The 13,787-nt window shown below is 35.5% G+C and carries 9 protein-coding genes; 7 read left to right on the plus strand and 2 right to left on the minus strand.

The genetic code is table 11. The annotated features are described in order from the left end of the window. The first annotated feature begins 318 nt into the window (after window positions 1-318). The 6 genes from DFQ03_RS05770 (at window position 319) to DFQ03_RS05795 (ending at window position 8,698) form a co-directional block, all read left to right on the plus strand. The gene (locus DFQ03_RS05770) at window positions 319-873 is read left to right on the plus strand and encodes a hypothetical protein (protein ID WP_133672226.1); all 555 of its coding nucleotides are present in this window, start codon (window positions 319-321) and stop codon (window positions 871-873) included. A gap of 337 nt (window positions 874-1,210) precedes the next feature. After that, window positions 1,211-3,481: an ATP-binding protein gene (locus tag DFQ03_RS05775; RefSeq protein ID WP_133672227.1), complete on the plus strand. Its 2,271-nt coding sequence runs from the start codon at window positions 1,211-1,213 to the stop codon at window positions 3,479-3,481. A gap of 161 nt (window positions 3,482-3,642) precedes the next feature. After that, window positions 3,643-4,191, plus strand: coding sequence for a GNAT family N-acetyltransferase (locus DFQ03_RS05780; protein WP_133672228.1), 549 nt, complete (start codon window positions 3,643-3,645; stop codon window positions 4,189-4,191). 361 nt (window positions 4,192-4,552) lie between these two features. Further along, on the plus strand, window positions 4,553-7,180 hold the full coding sequence (locus tag DFQ03_RS05785; protein WP_133672229.1) for an MGH1-like glycoside hydrolase domain-containing protein: 2,628 nt from the start codon (window positions 4,553-4,555) through the stop codon (window positions 7,178-7,180). Window positions 7,181-7,265: 85 nt separating this feature from the next. Continuing rightward, complete coding sequence (locus DFQ03_RS05790; protein WP_133672230.1) at window positions 7,266-8,078, plus strand: helix-turn-helix domain-containing protein; 813 nt, start codon at window positions 7,266-7,268, stop codon at window positions 8,076-8,078. Between the two features lie 74 nt (window positions 8,079-8,152). Beyond that, on the plus strand, window positions 8,153-8,698 hold the full coding sequence (locus DFQ03_RS05795; protein ID WP_133672231.1) for a cupin domain-containing protein: 546 nt from the start codon (window positions 8,153-8,155) through the stop codon (window positions 8,696-8,698). Between the two features lie 5 nt (window positions 8,699-8,703). Here DFQ03_RS05795 and DFQ03_RS05800 read toward each other — a convergent pair whose 3' ends face one another. Next, window positions 8,704-11,523 (minus strand): hypothetical protein, encoded by a 2,820-nt coding sequence (locus DFQ03_RS05800; RefSeq protein ID WP_133672232.1) that lies wholly within the window; start codon window positions 11,521-11,523, stop codon window positions 8,704-8,706. Between the two features lie 28 nt (window positions 11,524-11,551). Beyond that, window positions 11,552-12,457 carry a serine hydrolase gene (locus DFQ03_RS05805; RefSeq protein ID WP_133672233.1) on the minus strand — a complete coding sequence of 302 codons (906 nt, stop codon included), beginning with the start codon at window positions 12,455-12,457 and terminating at the stop codon, window positions 11,552-11,554. A gap of 266 nt (window positions 12,458-12,723) precedes the next feature. On the opposite strand from DFQ03_RS05805, the gene DFQ03_RS05810 reads away from it, so the two are divergent. After that, window positions 12,724-13,785 carry a pyridoxal-phosphate dependent enzyme gene (locus tag DFQ03_RS05810; RefSeq protein WP_133672234.1) on the plus strand — a complete coding sequence of 354 codons (1,062 nt, stop codon included), beginning with the start codon at window positions 12,724-12,726 and terminating at the stop codon, window positions 13,783-13,785. Window positions 13,786-13,787: the final 2 nt, after the last annotated feature.

Below are 13,787 nucleotides of genomic sequence, written 5' to 3' on the forward strand. Positions count from 1 at the left end.
TAAACGCATTGTACCTATATCTAAAATGTATATTTAAGGGTTAAAGATTCTGAAATAAAAAACTTTAGGCCTACTGTTATGATTGATCATTACACGCTATCTAAGTTTAGTTTAGCTCTAATTACTACACTATATCGCTCCATAAACAATTTATAATATGTCGACAGCGTTTACTAAAGATGATACAGTTTTCTAATTAATTCTTAAGTCTTTAATCATATGCGATCAATGAGAAATGCCACTTGCGTTATAGTTCTTATACTGAGTTTTAGTTTTTCGGCCTGTCATTCTCAGAATACGCATTATAAAAACCCGAAAATGACGAAAGAGGTAAAAGAGCTTATTAAAATGGGTGAAGATTCTATAATAGCATTAGCCCTAAACTCAATTGACGGTAATGCAGGTCTCGAAAATTTTACATCTGCCACCGTATTAACCAATGGCGAAGAAGTATACGTTTCTTTTAGAAATCAATATAAATACCTACCGATTCATACAGTCTGCTATTTTGATTTTGGGGTAAATATTACTACGCAAACTACGTATAAAAACTCTGTTGCAAATCCTTACGATTATACTATTGAAGGAAGGATTCCTTATTTTCAGTTAACAGAAGATTTCAAAAAGCATATCGATTTTGTAAAGAAAGCGATTGGTAATGTAGAAGGTTTTGAAGATGAACTAATAATTCGCGAGCATGAAGACTTTTACGATATAGAAATAGTGTCTGAATCTCAAGAGTCGAGCTATAAAATTAAAAAAGGGAGCGGAGAAATTTATGATGAATTCCATGCGCATCTTGAACCAATTCCGTTTGATGTTGATGACTCTGAAGAATTTAAAAAGGTTATTTTTTCCGAAATTGAAGATTAAAAGAATATCTGTCCGGTCTATCTTCATCGTGGGTTTATTTGGAGTACAACCCTTGCTTCAATTTTATTAAAGTCTCTTTTCGGGAGTTATTGAAATGGCACTTTTATTCTCACAAACCTAATTGCGCGTTTTAGACTATTGTACAGACAACTGGTCGACCCTAAGAAGAGAAAAAATATAGACATTAGTATTATGTATTACGATATGCTATTTTAGGGTCAAGAAATTCATTTTCATTTTTATTTGAAAATTTGAATCTGATAATATCAAAATAAGGTATATTCATTCATTGAAATTTTAATAATTGGTAATAGCCACTTTTAACTAGTTACTAAAAATGAAAAACCTGTTTTATGGTAAGATTATGATGAAGCTAAAGCGGTTTATCGGTTCGGCAAAAACCTATATTATCTTACTGGTTTTGGCAATTGCCTTGTTACTGTATACTGTTAGTGTAGGTTATAAACAGGTAAATAGACTTCATAAAACAGGAGGTCTCGTTTCTCACACTCTTGAGGTACAGCGTACCATTGTAGAGGTCTCTACTAAGTTTTTAGAGGTAGAAGCTATTCAACTTAAAAAACTTTTTATAGCCGAGGAGAGCAATTTTTCTGCTATTGTGATAACTGAAATGGCTCAGTCGTTAAAAAGGCTGAATACACTTACGGCAGAGAACGATGCGCAACAAGAACGAGTTAAGGCTTTACAACTTTTACATGAAAGAATTAAGGTTGAAATAGATACTACTACCATAGTTGATGCCAAAGGTATAATAGATAGTTTAGGTGCAAAAGATAGTGTTGTAATCAATTTGAACGGCTTGCGCTTTAAACGCAATCAAAGAATATCAAAAATTGTTGCGGAATCTCAGGTTATCAAAGATAGAATGCTTTCTGAAGAGAACTACTTAATGGTTGCTCGTAAAGAAGAATATACATCACAATCTTTCTTAACGCCGATGTCATCTTTATTGGTCGCCCTAACGGCATTAGGTATCTTTTTAATAGGTTTTATAAGTATATACAAGCAAAAAGGTGAAATACAAGAAGTAAATAGCCGAGTTTTTATTCAAAATAAAAAATTACAAGAAACAGAAGAGTTTTTAAAGGGAGTTTATAAAAGCTCGAACAATATCATTAGCCATTTTGAGCCAATAGTAGACTCAGATAACAATATAACCGATTTTCAATTTAAGTATACCTCTAATGCAATAGAAGAGATAACAGGTTCAGAGCAAGGTGATATTATAGGTGGCTCACTTTTAGAGATGTACCCAATGGTAATAGAGAACGGACTTTTTGCATTAATGAAAGAATGTTTTCTGAGTGGTGAAACGCAAGAACATGAGAGTGTGTATATGTTCGAAGGGCAGAATAAATATATATTCAATACCATTGTTAAATCAGCGAACGGTATAACAAATACCGCCTGGGACACAACAAAGGTTAAAGAAGCGGAAAAAAATCTTCAAAAGCTGAACGAAGATTTAAGCCTTCAAAATACGATTTTTAAAGAGGCTGAAAATGTTGCGGGTGTAGGTAGTTTTATTTGGTATTTAGATGATGGTACTGCAACTGTATCTGATAACTTTTATAGAATTCTTGGTGTCGAGCCCAATAGCTTTGATGTTACTTTTAGCTCTTACAAAGAATTTGTGCATCCAGAGGATATTGCCATATTTGAGTCGATAGGTACCAATGTAGAAGATAAAGGAGCATCTACCGTTTTTGCATACCGCGTATTTACCAAAACAAAAGGAATAAAACATTTAGACTTAAAAGGTAAATATGTTGAAATAGACAATAGACCTGTATCGGTGGGTATTGTACAAGATATTACCAGCCGTGTAGAAAAAGATAGGGCGCTTATCGATAGTTACGAAAAATTGAAGCTTAGTAATGAGGAGCTTGAATCTTTTAATAGAGTAGCTAGTCACGATTTGCAAGAGCCGCTACGTAAAATTCAAATGTTTATTTCTCGAATAGAAGATGAGGGTGAAGAAAGCATGCCCGCTAATATTCAAAATTACTTTGGTAAAATAAAAGCCGGTACTTTTAGAATGCGAGAATTGATACAGAATTTACTTTCCTATTCACGAATAGATAAGATCAATTCGAAATTTGAGAATATTTCTCTTGGTGAAATTTTAAGTAAAATTGAAGATGATCTATCGCAGCTTATTAAAGATACCGATACATCTATTTCTTATGAAAATCTACCAGATATTCAGGGTATACCTTTTAAAATAGAACAACTATGCACGAACATTATCAGTAATTCTATAAAGTATGGTAAAAGAGATGTAGCCCCAAAAATTATTATTAACTCTAAGAAGGTACGTAACTCAGAAATTTCAGAAAATTTCAGCAAAATTTCAGAATACTATTATAAAATCTCATTTATAGATAATGGAATAGGATTTGAACCCGAATTTGCAAGCAATATATTTGAGGTGTTTCAAAGGCTACATTCAAAAAATGAATATTCTGGTACAGGTATCGGGCTTTCTATTTGTAAAAAGATAGTTGAAAAACATCAAGGGTATATCCATGCCATTGGCAAGAAAGACGAAGGTTCTACTTTTGTAATTTACCTACCTATCAATTAAAATAGTCATCATCAATTTTTATGATGGTTTTCTATGTTTAGCATTGTTATTTTCAAATACTTCTTTTCATTAAAAAGGTGCATTTAAAAGGTCATTTCAACTTTGAATATTTTTTCTAATAAAAAAGTTATTTTTAAAGACTCCTAAAGGGTAATGAATCCATGAAAAAACTCGAAATTCAAACAGATCGATTAGAATTACGCCTGATTGATTGGGCAGATTTAGAAGTTATTCACCGTTTACATTCCATACCCGAAACCGACGAATTCAATGCATTGGGTATTCCTGAAGACATGGAGGAGACCAAGCATGTTATTACACCTTGGATCATAGCTAATAATGAAACTGAAATTAAGAATTATACGTTCGCCATTCAGGATAAACAGCGTAAGGAATTTATAGGTTTATTCGGATTAAGACTTGGTCCTAAAAAATATAAGAATGCAGAGGTTTGGTATAAGCTACATATTGATTGTTGGAACAAAGGTTATGCAACCGAATCTTTAAAAGCGGTATTGAACTACGGATTTGATGTGCTTAGACTACATCGAATAGAAGCCGGTTGTTCGATAGATAATATAGGCTCTGCTAAGGTGATGGAAAAAGTAGGGATGACAAAAGAAGGTCTTAAGAGAAAAATTCTACCCTTGAAATCCGGTTGGTCAGATAGTTTTGAATACGCTATACTAGAAAGTGATATGCGTTATTAAATTCCGGTGTGTTATTTTTTTTACAATCTAGAGAACGAACAAGTCGGGTAGAGGCTATATATGAAGGTATGAATTTAAATATTTCTAACAATCTGTTATAAAACTCCGTAAAAGGTGAATATCTTAGTTTATGAGGTTCATAGTATAACAGTACTAAATTTAACAAGTTAACAACGTATTCAACGGAATAGTTATGATTAAGCAATACTAATCAATTGATGTCGGCGTTAATCTTTCAAATAATATTACATATAGTATTTTTAACGTTTAGTTGGTCGTAGGACATTAAATTTGTCAAACCTTTAAATTGCCTTTGCGTAGTTGGGGTTGAAAGAAGATTGTTATAATTGAAAAAGACTTTATGGTCCATAAGAATGCCGAAGAAGAAAGATTAGCCGTAGAGGATAATTATAAAAACTGGAAAAGATGGGGTCCTTATTTGGCAGAGCGCCAATGGGGTACGGTAAGAGAAGATTATAGTCCCGAGGGGCATGCATGGAGTTTTGTCGGTCATGACAAAGCCAGAAGTAATGCCTATAGATGGGGAGAAGAAGGTATTGGCGGATTTTGCGATTCTAGAGAAATTCTATGTTTGGCACCAGCTTTCTGGAACGGAAAAGATTCCATTCTAAAAGAACGCCTATTTGGTCTAACTAACGATGAAGGTAACCATGGTGAAGATGTAAAAGAACTGTACTTTCATCAAGTATCAACACCTACGCACTCATACGCTAAATATTTATACAAGTATCCGCATAAGAGGTTTCCATATACTGAACTTGTTAGAAAGAATAAAAGCAGAAATCGTGAGGAATCTGAATTCGAAATTTTAGATACCAAGGCTTTTGCGAATAATACTTATTTCGACTGTTTTATTGAATATGCCAAAGAAGATGTTGGTGATATTTTAATGAAGGTTACTGTTATTAATAGAGGACCTAGAGCTGCAAATATTCATGTGTTGCCACATTTATGGTTCCGTAATTTTTGGAAACACAATAATAGGTTTGAAAGACCAGAGATGAAATCTATCTCAGATACATCTGTTCAATCTCGTAGTACCCGGAACGGACGTTATTATTTTTATCATGAAAATGGTAATCAGCTTTTTTGTGAGAACGAAACCAATAACCAACGTATTTATGGAGTGCCCAATGCTGTTGAATATGTAAAAGACGGTATAAATGACCATGTGGTAGACGGGCAACCAACCGTTAATCCAGATAAAAAAGGATCGAAGTTTGCTGTATGGCACAAACTGCGTTTAAAATCGGGCGAAGAAAAAACAATCAAGGTACGTCTTAGTAAGAAAAAACTTGATGACCCATGGGGTAGCTATGATGCTATTTTTGAAAAGAGAATTCAGGAGTGCGAAGAGTTTTATGGTGATATTCTAAAGAAAGAACTACCCGTTCAGCAACAGGAAATTGCCAAAAAAGCTTTTTCAGGATTACTGTGGACCAAGCAATTCTATTATTACGATGTTTATAAATGGTTGTTCGGTGGCCCAGGAGAGCCTAAACCTTATAGAAAAGATTCTAGAAACTCTAGTTGGGAACACCTTACCAATAGACATGTAATTTCGATGCCAGATAAGTGGGAATACCCTTGGTATGCCGCTTGGGATCTTGCTTTTCACATGGCTTCATTTGTAGAAATAGACCCATATTTTGCAAAGGAACAATTGCTATTGGTCCTTAAGGAAAGCTATATGCACCCTAACGGGCAAATACCGGCGTATGAATGGAATTTTAGCGATGTAAACCCACCTGTGCATTCATGGGCAGTGTGGACGGTTTATGAGAAAGATAAAAAACGTAAAGGTAAAGGGGATACAAACTTTTTAGAAAAAGCCTATCAGAAGTTATTGGTCAACTTTACATGGTGGGTAAATCAAAAAGATAAAAGCGGAACCAACCTTTTTGAGGGCGGATTCTTAGGCTTGGATAATATCGGAGTTTTTGATAGAAACCATATGCCAGAGGGTATTACCCGAATGCAACAAGCAGATGCTACCAGCTGGATGGCGATGTTTACTTTGAACATGCTACGTATGTCTCTTGAATTGGCAAAAGAAAATCCGAATTATGAGGACAGTGTTGCCAAATTCTTTAGACATTTCTTGAATATCGCATGGGCAATGCACCACATCGGTCAAAAAGATATTTCACTTTGGGATGATGAAGATAATTTCTACTACGATGTGGTGGAAATGTCAAATGGTAATACAGACCGATTAAAAGTGAGGTCGTTGGTAGGTATTATACCAATGTTCGCTGTTGAGATCATTCATAAAGATTTGTTCGATGAACTAAAGCACTTTAAGGTTAGAGCGGCAGAAATTGTTAGAACCAGACCAGATTTGGCTTCTTTGATTTCTAATATTGAAGAATTTAATTCAGACGGTAATTATCTATTCTCGATCATGCGCGGGTTTCGATTAGAGAAGCTTTTGTTTCGTTTACTTGATGAGAAAGAGTTCTTATCTGATTATGGTATTCGTTCGCTTTCAAAATATCATGAAGAACATCCGTATGTATTTAAACATAACGGGCATCACCAAATTCAATATGAATCTGGGGAAAGTCGTTCAAATATGTTCGGCGGTAATTCTAACTGGCGCGGGCCAATTTGGTTGCCTTTAAATTATATGATCGTACAATCGCTTCGTAAGTACTACTCATATTACGGCAAGCAATATGTATATGAGTTCCCTACGGGATCAGGTAAAAAACTGAACCTGAACGAAATTGCAAATGAGATTTCTAAACGCTTAATTAAGTTGTTTGAGCCTAATGAAGATGGTAAGTTCGTTTACCACTCAGAAGATGCCAATCATGTATTTACGAAAAATGAGCATTTTAAAAATGAGCATTTTTTCTATGAATTTTTTGATGGTGATTCTGGTAAAGGCTTGGGGGCATCACATCAAACCGGGTGGACTGCATTGGTAGCTAATCTGATTATGGAGTTGGAAGATAACTCATAGTTTTAATGTATTGTAAAATATTGTATATTAGATAATTGGCTATTTGCTTTTACATAGCCTTTTTTAATAAATCAACATTTTACTGATGAAAAACGATACTATACACATATCGAAAATAGTCAAAAATGTTTCCCACACTTCTAATGTTTCTGACTATACCGTTTGCTGGATCAAAGATGAAATCAAAGGAATAGAGGTAGATGGTATTCTTTATGCCAATATTTCAAACTCTATTTTCTTCCTTGATAAAAAAATGCAATGGAAATTATATGTCAAAGAAGAAGCTCCAAATACAGGATACTTGTTGCAGTTGTCACAAGAGGTATTAAGTCATCCATTATTAAGTAAGCTACACATTAATAAAGTTAGGCTGTTTAATTCAGGTACCGTTCCCTTGTTTAAATTAAGTCCCGGTATCGAAAAGCGCACCCAGGCTATTCTAGAAATGATAGATGAGCTTTTGGGGTCACATTTAAACAATAAAGAAGATGCACTCATTTCTTTGTTGAATACCTTTTTTGTGTACTGTGATGGTCAATGTAATATTAAATCTATTATTGAAAAGAATCATACAAAGGCAAATATTGTTTACTCCTTCAAGCAACTGGTGGATCAGAATATCGAAAAATCTCATGAGGTAGGCTATTATGCTTCTCGTCTCAACATATCTACAAAATATTTGAATGAATGCGTTCAAGAAGTATTGAACGTTAGTTCTAAAAATATCATTATTGAACAGTTGCTGATTCGTTCTCGGCACGCATTAAAATTCTCCAATAAAACAATAAAGGAAATTAGTTACGAACTCGGATTTTCTACTCCCGATTATTTTAGCTATTTCTTTAAAGCACAAACGGGAACTAAGCCTTCTGTACTTAGAAAGTCTGTCTGTTCTTAATTTCAAGGTTTATACCGTGGTTTTCACATTTTAGCGACTATAGTTAATACCTAATTTGGTGAAAAATTAAAATCATGGATAGACAAAGTTTTATTAAAAAATCCGGTGCGGGTATTAGTTATGCTTGTTTCTCGGGACTTATTTTCTGTAAAAATCAAGATGATGAAGATTTTTCTACAGATAGAAATGACCCCAAAGTAATACAGGATGCTGACGGTCAAGTGTTGAATGTTATAGGCGATATACAAACACATAAATTACTAGGCTCTGAAACCAATAATCAAATTTTTGAATGGGTAGATAATGTAGACCCCGGTGTTGGCATACCACCCCATGTCCACACGAAAGAAGATGAAATTTTTAGGGTTGTTGAAGGCGAAGTGGAAATTACTATTGACGGCGAAAGCACGGTATTAAAAGCAGGTGATATTGCCTTTGCACCAAAGGGTTTTCCTCATGCATGGAAAGTGGTTGGAACCGAAAAAGCCAAAATGATTACTTCAGCGCTACCTGCAGGAATTGAATTAATGTTTCAAGAATTATCTGAATTACCAGCAGGACCTCCAGATTTTGAAAAAGTAGCTAAAATTTGTGCTAAACAGGGAATTACCTTTGTATAATCAAACTATTTGTTTTTGGTTATTGCTTCAAATGCCTCTACTGCAAAACTCCTGATTTTTGGGTCTTCATCATTTAAATAATTTTCTACCATTTTTAAGTAGCGAGGCTCTTTTTGTTGTGCGATGAGGTATAGTACTGTAAGTTTTATTTTAAGGTCGTTACCTTGTAGTAGCAGTTTAAAGCATTCTAGCTCTGTCGGTATTTTATGCTTTATTTTTTGAAGCTCTTCTTCTGATGAAATATCTAGGGCAGATTCTTCAATAATTGGTAACAGTTTTCGCTTGAGCTCACCGGTTAAAAGGTTATCTAAGAATTCAATGGCATTGTGCTGTGCTTCTTGTTTCTCGCTCAATAACCCTTCATAAGCAATACTAACATCTTTTTGATGGTAGCGTAAGCCCAAGAGTTTGAAAATACGTTCCAATCCAGAATCTAGTCGGCGTTCTAAAAGTTCTAAAAGGCTGGTTCGTGCATCGCGTTCAGCATCGCCAATTTCCTTTTTAGATTTATTTCTATTTCGGTACGATATTATAATCTGGGTATGCATAGACGATAAGGTCTGATGATGTAGTTTACATTCATCAAAAATGACCGATACTACTTTATATCTATTAAACTTTAACTGCGGATGCGTTGCACGAATGGCGCTCAGCGCTCGTACCACTTCTAAGCGTACCGTAAGGTCATTATCTGTCAACAGGGCCAATAAATGATGCACTGCGTCTTTAGAGTAAAAAGATTGCATGGCTGCGGGTATAAATCGGAGTACTGATAAAGGTTGTTCTCGGTTTTGAATAGTACTACGTAATAATGGCAAAATTTGTTGTCCATATAGCTTAAAAGCCTCCATTACAGTTGGTCTATAATTTTTTTGTGCTAAAAACGGAATTATATGTTGTACCATTGAAGGGTCGGTAGCGGTACCTATGGCCTTAATTGTCGTCATTACCAGATGTTCATTCTCATATTTTAAAAAGGCAATGAGCTTGTTGTAGAAAATAGGCATATTCGCCACTCCCAATATTTCTATGACCGCTTCTACATATGTTAGATCTTTATCGTTCGCTTCAATATTTTTAAGAGTTACTGAAATTCGGTCCAGCAATGAATAGCGCTGTTTTAGTGAATAGTTGTTCTTGGCAGCTCTTGCTAAACAATATAATGCCGCCATCGCAATTCGTTCATTAGAATGTTCTAAATAGGCATCGAATACGAACGATTTGTCTTTATGGGCAAAACTTAAAACATATGCTAATGTCGCAATGGTCAATTCGCGATCTTCTATCTTCAATAACTCAGAGACCTCGGCGGTCATACTCTTTGAGTTTAAAAAGTATAAATTCTGAATGGCCGATAATTTTACTTTGTTGCTTGGGTTTTCTAATAACAACTCAACATCGTCGGCAAAACGTTTGTCATTGATTTCCATTAATTTTTCGAGCATAAAAAGAATTTGATTTTCGGTGCCGTTTTTGAATACGGTACGCATGCCAGATACAATAGATACTTTGGCATGGGTAATTTTCTTGGTCTTTTTTCCATTATCTGTCAAAACCTCTAAATTGGACTTAAAGGTTTTGTAATACTCTATCCTTACTTTATAAATAAAGTATAGCCATAAACAGACCAAGGCGATAATTAGTACCCCAATATAGAATGAAGGTAAGTCTAGACCACGCACTACGAATATTAAAAGGCATCCGGCGATACCGGTTGCTAAACTATCTACAACGACATCAATGAACGATTTTGTCCTGTTTTTAAGCTCAAAAGGTAGCGGTAAGGTCAGTAATTCCGAAGCACTTTTATGAATAGATTGTTTGAGTATGCCATCCATCGCTTTAATAACGACAACGGCAGAAAGTTCTGGTAATAATAGAAACAAAATACTTCCGCCGAAAATACCAATAGGTAATAAGAGCAATGAAAAACCTACCCCCCATATACCTACAATTCTATGGGTAAAAAATAGCTGTATCACTAGCGATAACAAATTGAAGGTCGAAAACCAAAAAGCGAAAAATGCAGTAAGGTCGTCGGCATCGCTAATGGCAGATGATGCAAAATCACTAAACAAGTAATCTACCAATTTGGCAACCACCACACTTACAGCGACGATACTGGCTATGTAAGTAAGATGTTTAGATTTTAAGATGAGTTTTAATGGTGGCTCAGAAATGTTGGTAGCCGACTTGTGTTTCTTGATGCTTCCGTTTTTTCGGACTCTAATATTCCAAATTTTTCTTAGTAGCGGTATACAGAAGAATAGGAGTAGGGCGGCAACGAACATTAAATTTTCATTGCCAATAAGTGGCGCTAGAATAGAGGTAAGATATCCACCAAAAATTCCGCCGATTATCGCTCCTGATCCAATAAAGCCGAATAACCGTTTTGCCTCTCTAATATTAAAAACCAAGTTTGCCAGCACCCAAAATTGTGATGCTGATAACACGGCGTAAATAGCCACCCAGATATAAAAGAAATAGAGTAAAACACCACTGACCACTTGAAATGACAGAAGAAAACCTAGTCCGATTAATATTACGATAGAACTGATCAGGGTAATTTCGATAACTTTTTTAAGCGGAAATTTTGATACTGCTTTCGAATAGAAATATGATGTAGCTACTGCTGTTACAGCAACTAACAAGAAGGCAAAAGGTAATTGTTCAATACCTAATTCTGAAAGAAAAAGGGCGTTTACTGTGGGCTTGATAATCAGCAATACGGCGATGACCAAAAAAATGTAGGCGAGCATCCAAAGAGAAACTTTGAACTCGCCTTCACGTACATCGAATATTTTTTTAATGAGTCTTTCTAACATCAAGAAAACGAAATCTATATTCCAAGACCTAAAGTACTGGCTTTTTTAGCACCTTTTCTATTGGTTTCACTAAATCTCTTATAATTTGTTCGCCATTGGCATCATCTATCAATGCTACCAGAATATATCTTCTATTGCTGTCTTCTCCCCAAACCAAGATGGAATCGGAGTGATAGGTACGCCAAGAACCTGATTTTCTGAACAACCTGGCATTCGGTGCAATCTTATCTAACGTGTTTACAAATTTATGGTGTAGTTCAGGATCTTCCATAATATCGAGCATTTGCTTAGACCGTTTTGCGTTCACCAATTTACCGTTAGCCAACAAATAGTAGTATCTACAAACTTGGGTCACAGATGCAGCGTGACTCAGGTTTTTTAATGGTTCGCGGTTTGTTTCACCACCACTACCGTAGCGTTTACCTACCCAGAGTCCGCCACCTTTTTGCTCATCATAGAAGGCATATTTTGGGTCGCACATGACTGATTCTAACTTTTCATAACCAACACGGTCTATCATTCTTGTTGAGGCAGCATTGTCAGATTTGCTGATCATTAAACGCATATCTTTTTTGATCTCTGCGGTTTCTTTTAATTCACCCTTCTCAATAGCATCCATAGCAGCGAGAAGAATTGCTATTTTAGGTAAGCTGGCGGCATACATCATATGGTTGCCGTTTACTCGTGCAAAACGCACATTTTCTGGATCACTTAAATCAACTAGACCAACGGCCATTTTCTTATGTGCAATAAGGTCGTTCCATTCTGGGTGCGACGATAATTCATCTCTTAAATTCGTTTGCAAAGAACTATCAAGTAATTTTTGCAAGGGTTTGATCTTCGAATTATCTATTCGTATCGGTAGCTCATCTTGAGCGTTTATAGCAAGGCTGAATAGGCAAGAAAAAAGAAAAACGATTCGGGTAGCTTTCATTAATTTATGAGTCTTTTAAAATGTAGTCAAAATTAGGTAATGCACTCATTTGCTATATGTTAATTTTTAGGTTTCTATAAGATATAAAAACTACCGTAAAATCACTATGTAGCCCGATATACTGTAAAATGCTGTGTTAAAATTCTAAATATTTTCAGATTATATAGTACCTATGCGTCCCTTTTTTTAAAGAGCAAATGGGTTAAAAATTTATATTGACATTCAATTAAATAACTGTATCTTAAAAATGGAATTTATGCAAACTTATGAATCTTAAAGATGGCGTTAAAACGGCTGAGAATAAAGTGTCTGCAGAGGCACGTAAACTTAGCGATATGGTTAAAGATACTAGCAAATCTTTAGTAGACCGTTTAGAGTGCTTTGAAGATATTATAAGTTTAGAAGTTGGCGATACCGGTTTACACCGTGCCAAGACTTTAGAGCGCGAGTTCAATGTGCGCCAACTGTACCTAAAATATGAAGGGGATAACCCCACCGGAACTCAAAAGGACCGTATTGCCTTTGCTCAATTGTATGATGCCTTGCGTCGTGAGTTTACTGTGGTTAGTTTAGCTACCTGTGGTAATTACGGTGTGGCAATGGCATTGGCTTCAGATTTAGCGGGTATCGCTTGTAAAATATACATTCCAGAAAGTTATCATACGGATCGCGTTATTGAGATGGAAACCTTGGGTGCAGAGATAATTCGTATACCAGGTAGCTATGAAGATGTGGTTACCGAAAGTTCTCGATTGGCAGCTGAACATGGCTGGTACGATGCTAACCCTGGTGGTGCCAATACCCCGCTACAAATATCTGCCTATGCACAAATTGCACAAGAGATTTTTGAAGATTTAGGGGATGCACCTAAATACTGTGCCGTTCCGGTCTCTAACGGAACGTTGTTTGCAGGTGTTTATAGGGGTTTTGTAAATCTTTATAAACGAGGAAAGACTTCTCGTATACCTAAAATGATTGCGGCTTCTTCATCTCACAAAAACCCCATTGTTGAATCGTTTTTACAAAATTTGGATCATTGTAAAGATTTGAATCCGGCTGCAATTAAAGAAACGAAGTACAATGAACCACTAATCAACTGGCATAGTTTCGATGGAGAAGAGGCATTGTATGCATTGAAAGAATCTGAGGGGGAAGCTTTTAATATCAGTGATAAAAAACTAAAAGAGATGACTTCTCTTTTATATAAGAAAGAAGGATTTCGAATTCTACCTGCTTCGACAGCGGGTTTAATCGGACTCTTAGAATTAGACGAAAAAATGAATTTTGAGCCAGACCGTTTTGTGGCGGTGCTCACTGCAAAAAATTAAAT

Source organism: Maribacter caenipelagi, from assembly GCF_004364175.1.
Classification (GTDB): domain Bacteria; phylum Bacteroidota; class Bacteroidia; order Flavobacteriales; family Flavobacteriaceae; genus Maribacter; species Maribacter caenipelagi.

Coding starts and splice junctions, on each gene's coding strand:
- DFQ03_RS05785 (WP_133672229.1), top strand. CDS start 4,553: ATGGTCCATAAGAATGCCGAAGAAGAAAGATTAGCCGTAGAGGATAAT.
- DFQ03_RS05810 (WP_133672234.1), top strand. CDS start 12,724: ATGAATCTTAAAGATGGCGTTAAAACGGCTGAGAATAAAGTGTCTGCA.
- DFQ03_RS05770 (WP_133672226.1), top strand. CDS start 319: ATGACGAAAGAGGTAAAAGAGCTTATTAAAATGGGTGAAGATTCTATA.
- DFQ03_RS05775 (WP_133672227.1), top strand. CDS start 1,211: ATGAAAAACCTGTTTTATGGTAAGATTATGATGAAGCTAAAGCGGTTT.
- DFQ03_RS05805 (WP_133672233.1), bottom strand. CDS start 12,457: ATGAAAGCTACCCGAATCGTTTTTCTTTTTTCTTGCCTATTCAGCCTT.
- DFQ03_RS05790 (WP_133672230.1), top strand. CDS start 7,266: ATGAAAAACGATACTATACACATATCGAAAATAGTCAAAAATGTTTCC.
- DFQ03_RS05780 (WP_133672228.1), top strand. CDS start 3,643: ATGAAAAAACTCGAAATTCAAACAGATCGATTAGAATTACGCCTGATT.
- DFQ03_RS05800 (WP_133672232.1), bottom strand. CDS start 11,523: ATGTTAGAAAGACTCATTAAAAAAATATTCGATGTACGTGAAGGCGAG.
- DFQ03_RS05795 (WP_133672231.1), top strand. CDS start 8,153: ATGGATAGACAAAGTTTTATTAAAAAATCCGGTGCGGGTATTAGTTAT.